The sequence below is a fragment of the Altererythrobacter sp. Z27 genome, assembly GCF_052683155.1.
The window spans coordinates 423,756-439,821 of the sequence record NZ_JBQYMC010000001.1 but is presented as its reverse complement, the minus strand read 5'-3'; the positions used below and the strand labels follow the sequence as shown (position 1 = coordinate 439,821).

Annotated in this window: 14 protein-coding genes; 6 read left to right on the top strand and 8 right to left on the bottom strand. The window is 57.8% G+C overall.

Annotation, left to right across the window (positions count from 1 at the left end; translation table 11 throughout):
* Positions 1 to 624: 624 nt before the first annotated feature.
* Together ACUJ47_RS02225 and ACUJ47_RS02220 are read right to left on the bottom strand one after the other, a co-directional pair.
* Positions 625 to 804, bottom strand: a complete 180-nt coding sequence (locus ACUJ47_RS02225) for a hypothetical protein (protein ID WP_445536837.1) — start codon at positions 802 to 804, stop codon at positions 625 to 627.
* 79 nt (positions 805 to 883) lie between these two features.
* Positions 884 to 2,212, bottom strand: coding sequence for a TRAP transporter large permease subunit (locus tag ACUJ47_RS02220; RefSeq protein WP_445536836.1), 1,329 nt, complete (start codon positions 2,210 to 2,212; stop codon positions 884 to 886).
* Between the two features lie 330 nt (positions 2,213 to 2,542).
* Here ACUJ47_RS02220 and ACUJ47_RS02215 point away from each other — a divergent pair, with 330 nt between their 5' ends.
* The gene (locus ACUJ47_RS02215; protein WP_445536835.1) at positions 2,543 to 3,280 is read left to right on the top strand and encodes an IclR family transcriptional regulator; all 738 of its coding nucleotides are present in this window, start codon (positions 2,543 to 2,545) and stop codon (positions 3,278 to 3,280) included.
* On the opposite strand, the gene ACUJ47_RS02210 is transcribed toward ACUJ47_RS02215, so the two are convergent.
* Both ACUJ47_RS02210 and ACUJ47_RS02205 read right to left on the bottom strand, forming a co-directional pair.
* Entirely contained in the window at positions 3,277 to 4,281 is a 1,005-nt protein-coding gene (locus tag ACUJ47_RS02210; protein ID WP_445536834.1) for a hydroxyacid dehydrogenase, read from the bottom strand. The genes ACUJ47_RS02215 and ACUJ47_RS02210 overlap by 4 nt on opposite strands.
* Positions 4,278 to 4,967 carry an RraA family protein gene (locus tag ACUJ47_RS02205; RefSeq protein ID WP_445536833.1) on the bottom strand — a complete coding sequence of 230 codons (690 nt, stop codon included), beginning with the start codon at positions 4,965 to 4,967 and terminating at the stop codon, positions 4,278 to 4,280. The genes ACUJ47_RS02210 and ACUJ47_RS02205 overlap by 4 nt, the downstream gene beginning before the upstream one ends.
* Positions 4,968 to 5,319: 352 nt before the next feature.
* Between ACUJ47_RS02205 and ACUJ47_RS02200 the strand changes: the two genes are divergently transcribed.
* Positions 5,320 to 7,209, top strand: coding sequence for an MBL fold metallo-hydrolase (locus tag ACUJ47_RS02200; protein ID WP_445536832.1), 1,890 nt, complete (start codon positions 5,320 to 5,322; stop codon positions 7,207 to 7,209).
* 4 nt (positions 7,210 to 7,213) lie between these two features.
* On the opposite strand, the gene ACUJ47_RS02195 is transcribed toward ACUJ47_RS02200, so the two are convergent.
* From ACUJ47_RS02195 to ACUJ47_RS02185, 3 genes are all read right to left on the bottom strand, one after another.
* Entirely contained in the window at positions 7,214 to 8,206 is a 993-nt protein-coding gene (locus tag ACUJ47_RS02195) for an MBL fold metallo-hydrolase (RefSeq protein ID WP_445536831.1), read from the bottom strand.
* Between the two features lie 29 nt (positions 8,207 to 8,235).
* Positions 8,236 to 9,054: an amidohydrolase family protein gene (locus tag ACUJ47_RS02190; RefSeq protein ID WP_445536830.1), complete on the bottom strand. Its 819-nt coding sequence runs from the start codon at positions 9,052 to 9,054 to the stop codon at positions 8,236 to 8,238.
* A 234-nt stretch (positions 9,055 to 9,288) separates the two neighbouring features.
* Entirely contained in the window at positions 9,289 to 12,081 is a 2,793-nt protein-coding gene (locus ACUJ47_RS02185; protein ID WP_445536829.1) for a TonB-dependent receptor, read from the bottom strand.
* A 238-nt stretch (positions 12,082 to 12,319) separates the two neighbouring features.
* Between ACUJ47_RS02185 and ygiD the strand changes: the two genes are divergently transcribed.
* Positions 12,320 to 13,123: a 4,5-DOPA-extradiol-dioxygenase gene (gene ygiD, locus ACUJ47_RS02180; protein WP_445536828.1), complete on the top strand. Its 804-nt coding sequence runs from the start codon at positions 12,320 to 12,322 to the stop codon at positions 13,121 to 13,123.
* A 47-nt stretch (positions 13,124 to 13,170) separates the two neighbouring features.
* On the opposite strand, the gene ACUJ47_RS02175 is transcribed toward ygiD, so the two are convergent.
* Positions 13,171 to 14,079, bottom strand: a complete 909-nt coding sequence (locus ACUJ47_RS02175) for a LysR family transcriptional regulator (RefSeq protein WP_445536827.1) — start codon at positions 14,077 to 14,079, stop codon at positions 13,171 to 13,173.
* A 229-nt stretch (positions 14,080 to 14,308) separates the two neighbouring features.
* Between ACUJ47_RS02175 and ACUJ47_RS02170 the strand changes: the two genes are divergently transcribed.
* The 3 genes from ACUJ47_RS02170 to ACUJ47_RS02160 are packed head-to-tail and all read left to right on the top strand — an operon-like array spanning position 14,309 to position 15,861.
* Positions 14,309 to 14,716, top strand: coding sequence for a (R)-mandelonitrile lyase (locus ACUJ47_RS02170; RefSeq protein WP_445536826.1), 408 nt, complete (start codon positions 14,309 to 14,311; stop codon positions 14,714 to 14,716).
* Positions 14,717 to 14,718: 2 nt separating this feature from the next.
* Positions 14,719 to 14,958 (top strand): tautomerase family protein, encoded by a 240-nt coding sequence (locus tag ACUJ47_RS02165; RefSeq protein WP_445536825.1) that lies wholly within the window; start codon positions 14,719 to 14,721, stop codon positions 14,956 to 14,958.
* A gap of 30 nt (positions 14,959 to 14,988) precedes the next feature.
* Positions 14,989 to 15,861, top strand: coding sequence for an aldo/keto reductase (locus ACUJ47_RS02160; RefSeq protein ID WP_445536824.1), 873 nt, complete (start codon positions 14,989 to 14,991; stop codon positions 15,859 to 15,861).
* Positions 15,862 to 16,066 lie beyond the last annotated feature (205 nt).

Genomic DNA, 16,066 nt, shown 5'->3' with positions numbered 1-16,066 from the left:
CGGCCATGTGGATGCTGCAGTGCAAAAAGTCAATCGAAAACGGGAAATGGCGATGCTTTGCACCGATGTTGCGACAAACCGCCTAACCCCGTGAAAACGCATTCCGACTCGACAAATGGCCGGACAATTGCTTTTACGCGGCAGCGAGCCAGAAAATTGGACGCGGGGGAGAGGTCGCAGTTATGGATTATCTATTGAGTCCAGCTCGCTATTTTCGTCATGTCAATGCGCTGAAGAGGCATCTTCGGCAGATCAGGGGCACGTCGGCGCGAGCGGTCGGTTTCACGCTTTTCATCGCCGCAGTCGATTAATTCGCTTCCGGGGCTTACTCGGATTGAGGCGCGTTCAGGCGCGCGAACATCATGCCGATCTTGTAACCGGCGCGCCCGGCAGGCGATTGCTTGGGTATTGCTTGGTCCACCTCGACCTGCATTTGGAGGTGAGCCCCTAGCGGCAGGTATTGGGTGGAGAGCAGTCATCCAAGAGGTTTGGCCTAAAGACCCTTACTTGCGCGGATTGCGGAACGTCTGCTTCTTGGATAACTATGGCTGCAAATCCTACGCGATCACGAGAAAGCAAATCGGGTCAGCCAGGCCAGTTTGTGACTCTGCGTCCTTACTTTTCCTAGATTTCCTCCCGCTCCTCATCGTTTTCCTGCCCGCCGGGCTGGAAATAGGAAGCGAAGAAGGAAAACAGTCCGAAAGCAGCCGCGGCAGCGATCGCCGGCTTGAGCAACAGTTCCTCACCCATCACCACCAGTGCAGGTATTTGCAGCACGGCTCCGATGAACTGGACAAGCGTCAAGGTGCCGCCCAACAATAAGCAAATGCACAGCGAAACTACGAAAAGGGCCCGCAGCCTGGTGAAAATCCGGTTTTTCATGTCAACCTCCCCAAAGCGGCAGGATGCCGATGCCTATCAGGCAAGCGAGTGCGAAGATCGGCAGTACGTAATAGATTATTAGCGGAATAAAGGTCGCTTCAGGCTTCGCGCCAGTCAGACCTGCGGCGATGAAGATGGAACCCGAAGCCGGAGGCGATGCGCCTTCGGTCGAAGCAAAGACCAGAATAGCCGTCACGGCAGCCAGAGGATCGAGGCCGATTCCGACAAGCGTCAGCAACGAAATCTGACCGACTGCAGTCAGCGTAGCTGTCGAGGACAACGGCCCGGCGACAATAACAATTAATAGACCGACCGCGACAAGCATACCAAGAGCGGAAAAAGGCATGGTCTGAGTGATCGCCTCCACATCCCTCGCTAGACCGAGGTTGCCGAGAATCTCGCTCGCCGCGATGGCGAAATAGAGCAGTGCCCCGATCGTCGCGAAACGCGGCATGGATCGCTCGAACATCGATGCCCAGCCGCCAAGGCTGCTCGGCAAGCTCTTGCGACCGGCAATCAAGGCGAAGGTCGTGATCATGACCGGTATCCAGATCAGGATCGAGATTGACCCTAGCGCGTCCGCCATGGCTGTCGTGCGTCCGAAATATTCAGCGAGTGGGCCGATCGTGACAGCAATCGGAATGATTGCACCCATGAAGATGGAAAGCGCGCCGACACCTGCTTTCATTGTCGTTTTCAGGGGAAGAATGTCCGCGCTATGTTTGGTGGATGGAATTCCATCCAAGGCTATGAACATGCGGACGACGACAATGCGATGCAGCACTTGGTAGGCGCCGGCAGTAAGCAATGCGAGATAGACTTGGCCGGTGGTCACCAACTCCCCCGCGAAGCCGATCATTATGAGCATGGAAGCGCTGGGCGGCAGCGCTGCACCAAGCCCGCCATTACCTGCCAGAACGGTGGCGGCGCGCGCGGGCGTCCAGCCTGTGCGCACCATCCACGGGCCAGTGAAGGAACCGCCCGCAGCAGTGTTTGCCGAGTTGGAGCCAGACAAGGCACCGAATATTGCTGAAGCAACCGTAGCCACATAGGCGGGTCCTCCGCGAATTCGGCCGAAAGCTGAATTCAGGATATCGATGATCTTCCCAATTAGGCCGGTTTCGTCGATTAGGAAGGCCATGAACACGAAGGCCAGTGCCGCGAATAGAACTTCATGATTTAGCGCTCCAATCAGCCCGTCAAGGAGATAGCTGGGGGCCTGCGTTCCAGCGAAGGCTGCCGTTACCAGCATTCCTAAGCCCATCGCCTCACCCATGTTGCGTTTGAGTAGGACGTTCCATGCGATGATAACGAGAATGAACGCGATCAAGGCAGCTAGCGCGGTGGGGATTGACACAGATGTTCCACTTCGTTGCTCGGCAGGACGGCTTCCCGTGTCTGCCTGGCCAGGTCCGAGCGGCGGTTTGGAATTGCAGCCCAATGCGACAGGTCCGAAGCAATTAGCCTCGGTTCAATGTGCACCAGACAATCCTCTTCACCAGTCTCTACGCCCCTTGTACTCACGGGAGAGGAAAATGCAACGACGTTCCATATAAGCGCGTGCATCGGGGCCAAATGGATGCCAAGATGCGGCGCTAGTGGCAAAATCCACCCTAAGGCAACGCTATACAATCAAGCGTTGCCCGATTAGATGGAGGGCATGGCATTGAAAAAGTCCAAAGCAACGCCCGGTCGTGCAAGTGCAGACAGATTTCTTACGATCCTCAGCTGTTTTCAGCGGGGTGACGAGTCTCTTTCGCTGGCGGAAATCGCTGCACGAACGGGGCTTGTAAAAAGTACGGCCCTACGGCTTTCGGCCTCGCTCATCGACCATAACTTCCTGATCAAAGATCTGCATGGAGACTATCGACTTGGACCTGAAGTCGCTCGGCTGAACCTGATTTACACCGAAGCCATGCGCGCAGAGCACTATGTCATCCCCGTTCTGCAATCGCTGGTCGATATTTCTGGCGAGACCGCCTCGATATATATTCGCCATGGCAGCTACCGCTTGTGCCAATACCGCGTGAACTCGCCTCATCAGCTAGGCGTCCACAAGCAGCCCGGAGAAATCCGACCAATGGATGATGCGTCTTCGGCCAAAGTATTGCGCCGCTACGGTGGTAGCGGGAAGGATCAGCCGGGTTTTGCGTTACCGCTCTATTCTTCCGGAGCGTCCGACCCATATGCCGCATCGCTTTCGATACCGGTTTTTCAGAATGGCGGTGTCTTATTCGGCGCACTTGTTCTTGCTGGACCGTGCAATCGCCTGACGCAGGAACGCGCCGACCAACTTGCTGATCCGATGCGTGCCTCCGCGAGGCTCCTGAGTCGACAACTTGGCGGCGAAGTTGCTTACGAAGAGGCGCTGAAAGCCAGCCGGGAAGCGGATGCCTAGCTAGTTGCAGCTAAGGGGGACTGAGCAGCCACCGGATTCACAACATAGCGGCTGTCGATTTCACGTCCGGCAATGCAATCGAGTACTTGCTGCATGACCAGCGTCCCGACGCGCACGCCAGCCTCTCGGGTGCTAGCACCGACGTGCGGGCTGATCACCAGCCTTCCCTGCCTTCGCAAGTCATCAGCCAAGGTCGGCGGTTCTTCAGGGAATGTATCTAGACCGGCACCTGCAATCCGGCCGGTCTCAAGCGCATCCACCAGCGCATCAAGGTCAATTAGTCCACCACGCGCCGTGTTGATCAGGATCGCGCCCAGCTTCATCTGCTTGAATTGCGGCTCGGAAATCAGGTTTCTGGTGGCAGGCGTCAGCGGGCAATGCAGGCTAACCACATCACATTCTTGCAGCAGGTCATCCACTGATGCGACCCGCGCAAATTCCTGATCGGCGGCGCTAACCGGAGCAGGGTCGAATACTCGGATATCCATGCCAAGGCCTCGACAGATCTTGGCAAGGTGTAGCCCGATCGCTCCGATGCCGACAATGCCGAGCGTCTTCCCGCACAATTCCGTTCCCAGAACGTCCGCTTTGTCCCAATGGCCCTCCCTCATCCTTCGATCGAGATAGGCTATGCCTCGTGCCACGCCGAAAATCAGCGCGAGAGCATGTTCGGCCACCGAAATGGCGTTGGCCCCAGTCGCAACGGAAACTGTAATACCGCGCGCTGTCGCTGCATCCAAATCGATCGTATCAAAACCCACGCCGTGCTTTGCGATGATCTTCAAGCCAGGGGCGGCGGCCATGGCCGCATCATGAATCCTTCCCAGCCGTAGGATAATGCCATCGGGCTGGTGTCGTGAAACGAATGCCTCAAGCTCCTCGGCATTAAGGTAAGCGTCAGTCGTAATCACTTCGACACCGGCCTCTTGAGCCATTGCCATCGCTTGCGGCGCAATGGCCTTGCCTAGGATTGCGATGCGCTGAGGTGAACCCGCGCTCACAGGCCTTCCTCGACATCAAGGCCAGTGCAGCCGCGGGCGCACAGTTCCCGATCCACCCAGCTGCGGTCATTCAGGCCGCGCACAATCTTGTCCATTTGGTCAAGTTCAGCATTATGCTTGGCTTGTGCGGCACGGAATACGGAATCGAGCTCTTCAAAAGGTACCGCGACAACGCCGTCTGAGTCTCCCATCACTAGGTCGCCAGGGCGAATGATCATGCCATTCAAGGAAAGTGTGCAATTTACTTCGCCAGGGCCATCCTTGTACGGCCCCCTGTGGGTGACCCCCGCTGCGAATACAGGGAATTCGCCTGACGCGATTTCTGCTGAGTCCCTTATCGCTCCATTTATGACGATGCCTGCAAGTTCCTTCTTCTTCGCATAGGCGACCATTAGCTCGCCAATGATTGCGTTGGTCAGATCGCCACCGGCATCAACCACGACAACATCACCTGCACCAGCCATGTCGAGCGCTTTGTGGACCATTAGATTGTCGCCGGGTCGCGTCCGCACGGTCAGTGCGGGACCCACCAGGACACCGCCTTTGTGCATGGGTCGCAGCGCGGCTCCACCGGCCGCCATACGGTTCATGACGTCGCTTATGACCGCCACAGGCAATTGGCGGTACCGTTCAACCTCATCTAGGCTCGCGCAGCGTTCGCGCCGTTTTACCGAGAAGCCAACCATCCTCACCCTGCCCACCTGCGTTTGCTTGAACAGATCGATACCTAAAATGAAACGCTATTGCAATATCGATAATTATGTTTGACTCGGAATCTGAAAGCTCGGCATAACAATACAAAAGTCGGAACGGTGTTGCGTCAAAGCGCAGCATGGAGAGAGGAGATTTGTGATGAAGCGAATTGGAAGGCAGGCTGGCTTTGCGTATTTCCTAGGTACGGCCTTGCTAGCTACCTGTGTCGCTTCGGCTCAAGAACAGTCGCCCCGGGTCATACCGCCGTCACGTCAAGGCGAAGTTGATCCATCGAGATCCGAAAATCCCAATGGCGGCCGTCCAGAAATCCATACTTCCGCGCAGATGGAAGAATTGGCCCCATACACCGCGCCCGGGGCTCGTGCCTATGCACGGCTGGCAGTCGAAGCGAGCGATGAACAATGGCCGGTGACACTCTACTATCGCTGTAAGTATCCCCGTGGTGGAACTTCGATCAACGCCTCTGTGCCGCAGCCGATGGAAGTATTCGACGGGGTCTATTCGATCGGCGACGATGCCAACAATATCTGGGCGATCGATACTGACGAAGGCATAATTCTGATCGACGCGCTTACGACCGAGGAAGATGCGCGCAACATCATAGTCCGGCACATGGAGCAGGTGGGGCTCGACCCGGCACGCATCCGCCTCATCATCCTCACTCATGAGCACGCCGACCACTATGGTGGTGCACCCTACATGCAGTCGCTTTCCGGGGCGCCAATGGCGGCCACGCAGAAGGCATGGAACTCCACACCCGTCTTCGGGCCGCCCATGCCAGTTCGCGGCCCCGGCGACCTGCTTTTAGTCGACGGTCAGGAGATAAGCCTTGGGGGTCGCACAATCACGGTTGTCGAGACTCCCGGCCACACTCCTGGCACTGTTTCGCTGATCTTTCCTGTGAGCGATGATGGCACACCACATGTTGCTGCACTCTTTGGAGGACAAGGCAAGCCACGGGAGATCGCAGATTACATGGAATTCCGCCGCGGGCTCGATCACTTCGCCGATTACACTGACCAGATGCAGGCCGATGTGATCCTGTCCAACCACACGGTCGGCGACGACGGGCTGACGAGAATTGCGCAACTGGCGCAAAGGAAGCCCGGCGATCCCAACCCTTATGTTGTCGGACGCGAGGGTGTGATCCGCTATGACGCCCTGTTTCGCGCCTGCCTCAGTGCTGATATCGACCAGATGAGCTGGGAGGCTGCGCAAGCTTCGGCAGTCGCTCCAACTCCCGCTCGTCCACCTTCCGGCAGCAATCGTATTGTCACGCAGGAACAGATGGACGCATGGAAACAGTCGCTTTCCAACTGGGGGCGCTGGGGCGCGGAAGACGAGTTGGGCACACTCAACCTCATAACCCCCGAAGTGCGTCGCAAGGCTGCCACGCTGGTGCAGCAAGGTCAGTCGGTGTCACTCGAGCGAGAAATCAATCCGGTGCACATTGCGCCCGACTATCAAGGGCCCGAACCGCGCGCCGCAGTGACCCAGCGCATGTTGTCCGGTCCGCCTACCCGCACGACCGGTTCGACCGACAAGCTGTCAATCGTTGCCCATGGCTATACCGAAACGCATCTCGACGCCTTCGGCCACCACTTCCATGATGGACGAATGTACAACGGTTTTAGCGTCAATGATCACGTTTCGATGACCGAAGGCCTCTCGCGGGGCAGCATTGCCGCCTTTGGCGACGGCGTGTTCACGCGCGGCGTACTGGTAGACATACCAGCCATGCGAGGCGTTTCTTACCTCGAGCCAGGGACGCCAATCTACGTCGAGGATCTCGAAGCATGGGAAAATTTTGCAGGAGTTAAGATCGGCCCCGGCGATGCGGTGTTCGTGCGCACCGGCCGCTGGCAGGCCGAAGCGGAACGAGGTGCATGGGACATCGCCAATCTAGCTGCCGGCCTGGATGCGTCTGTGATCCCATGGATGCACGAACGGGGCATCGCACTGATCGGCACGGAGTCCGCGATGAGCGTGAAGCCCTTTCCCGACACTACCCAGATCACCAATCCCGACGATTACCTTCCTGCGCACAATTTCGCGCTCGTATCGCTAGGGATGCCGCTGATCGATAATGCGGATCTCGATGCGCTTTCTCGCAAGGCTCGGGAACTCGGACGCTACACCTTCCTGTTCACTGTCGCCCCAATACGGGTCACGACAGGCACTGGTGTAACAGTCAATCCAATCGCGACCTTCTGATGCGCTAGGGCCTAGCCTGCTCCAACGTGACGGCATCAAGATATGCTGACGTACACAGGCGCAGCAGTTCCAGGTTAGCGGCGTTCTGCTCCGGTGAAAGCACGAAAGGATTGGGCAGTTCGGGTGCCAAGATCTCCTCGACAAGGCGCGCCACCGTGCCATCGCCCCAGCTGTGTGTATTCAGCGGCACATCCACTCCGAGAGCTTCGGACTCGCGGGAAAAAAGCCCAACCGAATCCAGCATTTGACGCAGGTTGGCAATATGAGGGCGCATGCCCTTGCCGCCCCAGAACGAGGCCATATGGCGCTTGCCGTCGACAAGCACCGTCGCGAAGACCGACAGCGTGCCAGGAGAATGTCCTGGCGTCGGCAGCAGCACGAATTCGCTGTCTCCCAGTGTGATGGCCGTGCGGTCGGCAATCACCAGATCCACCGGCTGTAGGCTTTCGGGAATGCCCCCGCTGGCACTATCCAAGGCGGCGCTACTCGCGATGATGCGTGCTCCTGTTGCCTCGCGCAGGACTTCGGCTCCAGCAACGTGATCGACATGCTCGTGCGTGAGAATGATCCATTTGACATCCGCTGGCGCAAAGCCCGCTTCGGCCAACCAGCCCAGTATCCGCTCGCCCTGTTGGACCGTCCCTCCAGCATCGATCAGGACTAGCCCGGCAGAAGTTTCAATCGCATAGACGGCGAGGTTGAAGTAGCCGAGGTAAGTGACGTTATCGAGGATCGGCGTACCGAACAGAAAATCTGTTTCGTCCATCACCGTGGGCCGGAAGGGCGCAGGGGCAGGATCGACATAGTAGCAGTGATAATTGCGCAAGACGTGTAACAGACGATCATCGCCGGCGATGGCATCAGCTTCATTCAATTGCATGCGAACATGTTCCGGGAGGTCCCTGTCCTGCGCGTGAAGCGGCACGCCGAGCGGGACTGAAAGTCCAAGCGCGCACAGCAACAAAGGAACACTCCGTGCAAGATGTCGTTTCGTCATTGTCAGAGCATTCCTTGCGCCATAGTCGTTCAAGTGAAGCCATAGAGCCGCGCGGGGTTATCAACTAGGACAGCCTGCCGCTGACTTTCGTCCGGCACCCATTCGAGCAGCAGATCCGCCAATCGCGCGTCATCGGGCCAGTTCGCAGATTGGCCCCGATGCGGCCAGTCACTACCCCAAACCAACCGTTCGGATGCCGCATCGACATAGCTGCGGGCGATTGGCATCAGGTCAGCGTAATCCTGCAGCCCAGTCACGCTGGAAATATAAGGTCCTGACAGCTTCACCCAAGTCCGCCCGTTTTTCAGCAGTCTTATCACGCTATCCAAACCCGCTGGCACAGCCAAATCGCCTGGGGTGACGTAGCCAAGGTGATCGATCACTAGCGGTACTGGCAGCGATGCCAACTCGCTTTCCATCTCCGCAATGTCCGCGCCACGCGCATAGACTTGTATTTGCCAGCCCATGTCGGCGGCTATCCTCGCTGTTCTGTGTAAGCGGCGGACATCGGTCTTTCCCCAGGACTGCGGAGACACGAAATTTACGCGCAGGCCGACAACACCCGCTTCGGCCAGCTCCGCCAAATTGGACGGCGGCGCGTCGCAGTCGATAACTGCGATCCCGCGGGCCGATCCAGCAAACTTACGCAATGCATTTAGCGTAGCGCCATTATCGATGCCGTAAGTCGAGGGTGTAACAACAACTGTTCGGCTTGTTCCAATGCGCTGCTGGAATTCTCGATAGGCGGCGACCGTGGCATCGTTGACCGGAGAGCCAGGCCATCCGGGGCGCGCCGGAAAACGCGGATCTAGAATGTGAATGTGACTATCGCAGGCATTTGGAGGCATTTTCAGGCGCGGCCTTCCGGCCCCACTCGAGAAGGGAGAGGTCGCCGCAAAGCCGACGCAGGCTCCGAGCAAGGCGGAGAAAGTGGAAGCAACGAAGCCTCGCCTGTTCATGATATATCGGCGCCCTCACAAGCAAAAAACGTCATATCCAGAAATGGATCGCCGCAGCCAATGCTGTGCAAAGGCTGCGGCGAACGCGGTCGAGGAGGAGGAATCTCGACCATTTCTTAGGCCCTAAAATCGAACGCGAGCACCAACCCTGAAATTGCGTCCGATCATTTCGTACAGAGCAGTGTTGGTCGCAAAAGCAATATTGGCATTTGCCGGTGAGATCGGCGGATCCTTGTCAAACAGGTTGCGGACATCGACGAAAAGTTCGACTCCTCGATCGAGGACAGGCAGCTTGTAGCTGACCTGCGCGTCGACGTAGAAGCGCGCCGGGATATGCTGCAAATCCACATCGTTCGGCCCCTTGGTTATGTCCCAAGCTCCACCGCCGATGTAACGACCCTGCAGGAAAAGGCCCAATGTCTCGCTGCTAAGGCGTAGCTGTGTGGTGCCCGACCAGTGCGGCGTCGGACTAATACCGACCTCGCCTGCGCGGTCGATAGGTGGCGATCCTGGGGTCTGGCTTTCCAATTTGTCCAGGTAACCTGCAATCGCCCGCAACGAGAACTGTGTGTCCGGGCCGATCAGGTCACCTACGTCGCTACGGTAGGCGAGTTCGAAGTCCACGCCGCGAGCGCGTTGCGAGTCCAGGTTGACCGGCGACTGGTTTATGCGGGTTATCGTGGTGCCGTTCCTAATGATCAAGCTGCACGCAAAGTTGTTGCCAGCAAAGCACTGGTCCATCAGCTGCTGCGGCGCGATTGTGGCGATCGCGTCGCTCACCTTGATGTCGTAATAGTCGATTGAAAACGACAGGCCCGTTACCGCTGCCGGCTGGATGACAGCGCCAAGCGTTAGGGTGTTGGCAACTTCCGGAACCAGGCCAGGGTTGCCACCAGCGATCACCGGAATTCCGTTGACGACTATATTGCCATTGAAGGGATCGGTGATCGTGCCGGTGAACTGGCGACCGCCGCTAAAAAGTTCGTTCACGTTGGGCGCGCGGATGTCGCGCGAACGAGTACCGCGAAGGCGCAAACCGTCGAATGGCACCCAGCTAAGACCCAGTTTCCACGACCAGATCGATCCGCTCGTGGAATAGTCCGTCAGGCGGACCGCACCATTGAAATCGAGTTCCTCGAAACCGGGTGTGTCGGTCAGCAAAGGTACATTCGCTTCGACAAAGCCTTCCTTGACCGAAACATCGCCGGACCATGGTTGCGGGTTGCCGAAGATGAACGAGAAGCTCTGAGAAAGCGGGTCAGCGGTCACCAGGGCATCTTCGCGGCGGTACTCCGCACCCAGCGCAACCGAGATCGGCCCGGCCCAGCCTTCGAACAGCTCACCTGAAATGTTGGCGGCGACGTTGTCCAAATCCAGCGTCGAGACGGACGTGCTGGTACCGCGAGTCCAATCGAGCGCAGCGTCAGACGGTGCATTTTCGCCGAACGGATTGAACGGGACGCATCCATTGGCCTGGTTGCGACAAACAATCTGTCCATTAACCAGGATCGCATCGACCGCTTGAGTCATGCGCGATACGATCATCATATTCAGGATGTCGTTGTCCTGCTTGCTGCGGCCGTGCTGGTAGTAGGCCTCCCATTTCCAGCCGGAAAACTCGCCCTCGAGACCCAGCACGTATCGATAGGTGCTGGCTTTGTTGTTCGTCGTCACTAATCCACGGTCGCGCGAGTGACGCAGGAAGGTGAGCGACGTGACGCCGGTTGCCGCCATTTGGTCGCGCAGCGACTGCGGTAGGAAGGCGTTGTCCGGTCGGATGGTGAGTGCATTGCCAATCTGGTTACGGTTGGCACCGTTGACGTAGGTCGTCTCGCTCTGGCCGTACTGGCCCTCAGCATAGATCGTTATGTCAGGAGTGAGCTCGAAGTCGACGCGACCGAAGATATTGTGGCGTGTTAGCGGGCGGGCGATCGACTGGTAGAGTTCCGTGTTAACGCCGTCACCGCCGATCTGTTGGCTGCCTGCGCGATAGGAGCCGAAGCTGTAGGGCGCCATCGTGCCGTCGGGCAGGAACTGTATCCCGGCAAACGCAGCATTAGCGGCGGCACTACCGCCATTACCATTGAGGATCATACCGCCGTACGTGCCAACCGTCAGCACGTTTGAGGAAAGTATGCGGGTCGGTCCGCCAGCCGGGCCATTAATGAAGAAGTTGCCCTGGCTCGACCAATCGCGGTTAATCGGCTCAACGCCCTCGGTATCGAAGTACTCGCCGGCAGCGATAAAGCGGCCGCGACCGTCGGCAAAACTTTTGCCGAATGCACCGCTGACCTTGTATTCCTCGTTATCACCATGCTCAGTGATGCCGAAGTGAGTATCCAGGCGAACGCCTTCGAACTCCTTGTCGAGGATAAAGTTGACCACACCGGCCACTGCGTCCGAACCGTAGGCCGCCGAGGCACCACCTGTGACGATCTCGACGCGCTTGATCAGCGCCGAGGGAATCAGGTTGACATCGACGCTGCCGGTAAGTGCGCTAACCGGGAATCTACGGCCATCAAGAAGGGTCAGGGTGCGGCCCGATCCTAGCGAGCGCAGATTGAGGAAGCTCTGACCGCCGTTGGTCGTTCCCGAGTTGCGTTGAGGGCCCGTGGTATTGGTCAACGACGGCAAAGAGCGCAACGCGTCTGCAATGGTAGATGGGGCGGTGGCGGTAAGCTGCTGGTCGTTTAGTGCGGTCACCGGAGTGGGCGCGTTGAAACCACTGCTCGCGATTCGCGAGCCGGTAACGACAATCCCCGAGTCCTCAGCAGAAGAATCCTCTTCTTGATCCTGCGCGGTTTGGTCGGACACATCCGCCTGCGCATGTGCCGTGCTGCTAAGTGACACGAAGCTTGCACCGACCAGCAGCGCTTGCAGCATACGTCCTGACAATGGGAAATTAGTCGCGCTCATCGGCACCCTCCTCTTTATACCCCATGCGAACGATAAATTGGAACGTTCGCCTTGTTTTCTGGAATGGCGTTTAGCCCATTGCGGTATTTTGGCAAGCTAAAATGCAACTCTGTTGCATTTTGACTAGTTTTTCGCGGGCAATGCTGCAACTTGTCGACTGCGGGTTTGGTGCGCGGCAGCGTCCGGCTAACGCTAGCGGATCGGGGAAAATGGACTGATTGAAGGAGGAGAAGCACGAGTGAACTGCATTTCCGATATGCCGACGCTCTTCGTGGGGCATGGCAGTCCGATGAACGCGCTTGAGCGCAACTCATATACTGACGCCTGGCGCAAGATGGGCGAAGCGATCGCTTCGCCACGCGCGATTCTTGCGATTTCGGCTCACTGGTTCATTGGCTCCACCATCCTGACGGCCATGTCGCGTCCGCGCACAATCCATGACTTCGATGGTTTTCCGGCCGAGCTCTTCGCCGTGAACTACCCGGCACCTGGGCTCCCTGAACTTGCTGGAGAAATCGCTGAACTGGTCAAGCCAGAATGGGTCGGCGCCGATATCGACCAATGGGGCCTCGATCATGGCACCTGGAGCGTCCTTGCGCACATGTATCCAAAGGCCGACATCCCAGTGGTTCAACTGTCAATCAACGCCCTTAAGCCGATGGAATATCATCTGCGGCTGGGCGCCCGCCTCGCGGAACTAAGGAAGAGGGGCGTCTTGATTGTGGCTAGCGGCAATGTCGTGCACAATCTGAGAGCTGTCGATTGGCGCAATCGCAGGGGCGGCTTCGACTGGGCACTTCGTTTCGACGAAGCTGCGAAAGAACTGCTGACGACCAATCCTGGCGATGTTCTGAGATTGCTCGAACACGCAGATTTTGACCGGTCAGTCCCCACGCCAGACCATTTCATCCCGCTTGTTTACACCGCTGGCCTTGCAGCGGAAGGCGGCTCGCTGGAGACCTTCGTAGAGGGTACAACACTCGGATCGATTTCGATGACCAGCTACAGCACAGGCACGGAGAGACGCAGCGACGCGTCGTGATGCTACGTAGATTTCAATTCACATCGCTCCCTTTGATTGGGATCGCATCAGAGCCCGAGCGGGCGGAGCTCGCGGATCAATTCAACCAACAGGCTGAGGGCAGTCGGCACCTGACGGCGGCTCGGATAGTATATGTAAAAGCCTTCGCCGGGAGAACTCCACTCATCGAGGACGCGCCTGAGTGTACCGCTTTCCAGGTGCGGCCGAATTACCGGCTCCGCGCCATAGATGATCCCGACACCTGCGCGTCCGAACTCAAGCACCGCGTGACTTGCATCCACTGTCACCGGCCACGACGCCTCGATCTCTACTTGCTCCGCGCCACGCTCGAGTTCCCAGCGATAGACCTGCTGATTGCCGAGCCTAATCCCTACGCAACGGTGGTCCCGCAACTCATTCGGATGCGAAAGCAAACCAAAGCGTTCGATATATGCGGGAGACGCCGCCGCTATCCAGCGCAGTCCGGGCGATAAGCGCTGGGCTACCATGTCTTCGGGGACCGTCCCGCCATAACGGATACCCGCGTCGAAGCCCCTGTCGATCACATCAACCATCCGGTTGTTGACGCTGATGTCGAGCGAGACGTCCGGGTAGCGGCCCACGAATTCCTGCATGATCGGCGTGAGCAAGAGAGGTACCGCATCCTCGAGTACGTTGATCCTAATATGCCCTGCCGGCCTGTCGCGCAGCCTGTCCAGATTGGCCGACGCATCTGCAATGGTTTGAAGAGGCACTTCGATAGTCTGAAAAAGGTCTTCCCCCGCAGCAGTCAGCGTTACGCTTCTGGTTGTCCTGTTCAGCAACCGTACGCCGCGCCGTTCCTCCAGCGCGGTCATGGCATGGCTCAAGGCGGACGGCGTAACGCCCATCTCTTGCGCCGCCTTGCGGAAGCTGCGGTGGCGGGCGATCGCCATGAAGTAGGCGAAATCGGACAGGTCGGCACGGTTCAATCGCATCCTCGGCCTATAGCTGATTAATGAGCTGAGTTCATCGGCTCATTGCCTGTGAGCTATCTTATCTGATCGTCTATCGAGGCCTAATTCTGGCTTGCAAGCGGCATCAAGGAGATGTCGCGCCCAAGCGAAGGCAGAGCAAATGTTGAGGAATTTCCACCGATCTTGGGGCGCATCCCTGGCGATTGTGGCCTCCGGCTCCCCGCTGCAGGCTAATGAAGGAGCTAGCCAGATGGAGATCGTGCGCAAGGAACAACAGCAAACAGTTGATGGGCCAGAAGAGTATTTCACCGGCAAGGCCACGATTACGGGAATGTTTGCCCGCGAGGCACCGTCGCGCCTTACTGGCGCAATCGTTCACTTCGAGCCCGGAGCGCGAACGGCGTGGCATTCCCACCCTCTCGGCCAGACGCTGATCGTGACAGAGGGTGTCGGCTGGACGCAGGTCGAAGGTGGTCAGAAATATGAGTTCCACGAAGGCGACATCATGTGGTGTCCGGCCGACAAGAAGCACTGGCATGGCGCCACTCCGCATGAGGGCATGACCCACATCGCCTTGCAGGAGGCCCTTGATGGAAAGAACGTCACCTGGATGGGGAAGGTAACCGACGAGGAATACCTCGCCGGGTCCGAGGACTGATCATGCCGCATGTGATTGTGAAACTCTGGCCGGGCCAACCCGCGGCCAGCAAGCAGCAGCTGAGCGACGCGATCGTCGCAAGCGTGACAGATATCCTTGGCTATGGCGCAGATTCAGTCTCGGTCGGTTTCGAAGAAGTGTCCCCCGCCGACTGGATGTCACAGGTCTACGAGCCGGACATTACCAGCCGATGGACACAACTCACCAAAACTCCTGGCTATGGCACGGGGTCGAGCCACTAGGTTCCCCAACATTTTCGAAAGGAAGACCTCATGGTCTTGAATCAAACCCGCACCCTCTACAATGGCGTCGAAATTCCGATCCTCGGGCTCGGTACCTGGATGATCGATGATGCGAAGGCCGCTCAGGTCGTACGTGACGCAGTAGAAGTCGGATACCGTCACTTCGATACTGCACAGGCCTATGGCAATGAACGCGGCGTGGGCGAAGGGGTCCGCACTTCGGGCACCGGTCGAGACGAGCTGTTCGTCACCACCAAATTGGCGGCAGAGATCAAGTCGCTTGCCGAGGCGCGCACGGCGATCGACGGTTCATTGGAACTGATGGGCCTCGATTACATCGACCTGATGATCATACACAGCCCGCAGCCATGGGCAGAATTTCGCAAGGGCGAACACTTCTTCGAAGGCAATCTTGAAGCATGGCGGGCGCTCGAAGAAGCTATGCAGGCAGGTAAGCTCCGCGCGATCGGCGTTTCGAACTTCGAGAAGGTCGATCTCGACAACATTCTCGACAACGGCAAAGTACCGCCGGCGGTAAACCAGTTCCTGGCGCATATCAGCAACACCCCATTCGAGCTGATCGATTACACGAAGAGCAAGGGAATTGAGGTTGAAGCCTACAGCCCGCTTGGCCACGGCGAGATCCTCGGCAATCCGGTTATTGCTGATATGGCAAACCGATATGGCGTCGGCGTGCCGCAGCTAGCCATCCGCTATTGCCTCCAATTGGGGCTTATCACTTTGCCCAAGACGGCCACTAAGGCACACATGCGCTCCAACGCTGAGGTCGAATTCGAGATCAGCACCGCGGATATGGAACTCCTGAAATCCATCACGCCGATCGACAATTACGGCGAAGCGAGCGCCTTTCCTGTCTATGGCAAGAACGCTCGCTCCAGCTAGAAATTTGGAAATGCGCAAATGCGGACATTGGCCGTCAACGAGTCAATGTCCGCAGATGGGTCGCAAGCCGACGTTCCAATTTTCCTACATGGTCGCAATCTGGCAAGAGCACGGCGCTCTTTGCCATCGTCGTATCGCCCAAAGGCCCGCTCAAATCAGGGAGAAGGTTCTTCTTCTTCAGGGCTATGTCGCATGTGTCGCGTCG

What these genes read in the sequence shown, in the direction of transcription:
- ACUJ47_RS02215 (WP_445536835.1), top strand. Translation starts at nt 2,543, where the DNA reads ATGGCATTGAAAAAGTCCAAAGCAACGCCCGGTCGTGCAAGTGCAGAC.
- ACUJ47_RS02205 (WP_445536833.1), bottom strand. Translation starts at nt 4,967, where the DNA reads ATGGTTGGCTTCTCGGTAAAACGGCGCGAACGCTGCGCGAGCCTAGAT.
- ACUJ47_RS02200 (WP_445536832.1), top strand. Translation starts at nt 5,320, where the DNA reads ATGGAAGAATTGGCCCCATACACCGCGCCCGGGGCTCGTGCCTATGCA.
- ACUJ47_RS02195 (WP_445536831.1), bottom strand. Translation starts at nt 8,206, where the DNA reads ATGACGAAACGACATCTTGCACGGAGTGTTCCTTTGTTGCTGTGCGCG.
- ACUJ47_RS02190 (WP_445536830.1), bottom strand. Translation starts at nt 9,054, where the DNA reads ATGCCTCCAAATGCCTGCGATAGTCACATTCACATTCTAGATCCGCGT.
- ACUJ47_RS02185 (WP_445536829.1), bottom strand. Translation starts at nt 12,081, where the DNA reads ATGAGCGCGACTAATTTCCCATTGTCAGGACGTATGCTGCAAGCGCTG.
- ACUJ47_RS02175 (WP_445536827.1), bottom strand. Translation starts at nt 14,079, where the DNA reads ATGCGATTGAACCGTGCCGACCTGTCCGATTTCGCCTACTTCATGGCG.
- ACUJ47_RS02170 (WP_445536826.1), top strand. Translation starts at nt 14,309, where the DNA reads ATGGAGATCGTGCGCAAGGAACAACAGCAAACAGTTGATGGGCCAGAA.
- ACUJ47_RS02165 (WP_445536825.1), top strand. Translation starts at nt 14,719, where the DNA reads ATGCCGCATGTGATTGTGAAACTCTGGCCGGGCCAACCCGCGGCCAGC.
- ACUJ47_RS02160 (WP_445536824.1), top strand. Translation starts at nt 14,989, where the DNA reads ATGGTCTTGAATCAAACCCGCACCCTCTACAATGGCGTCGAAATTCCG.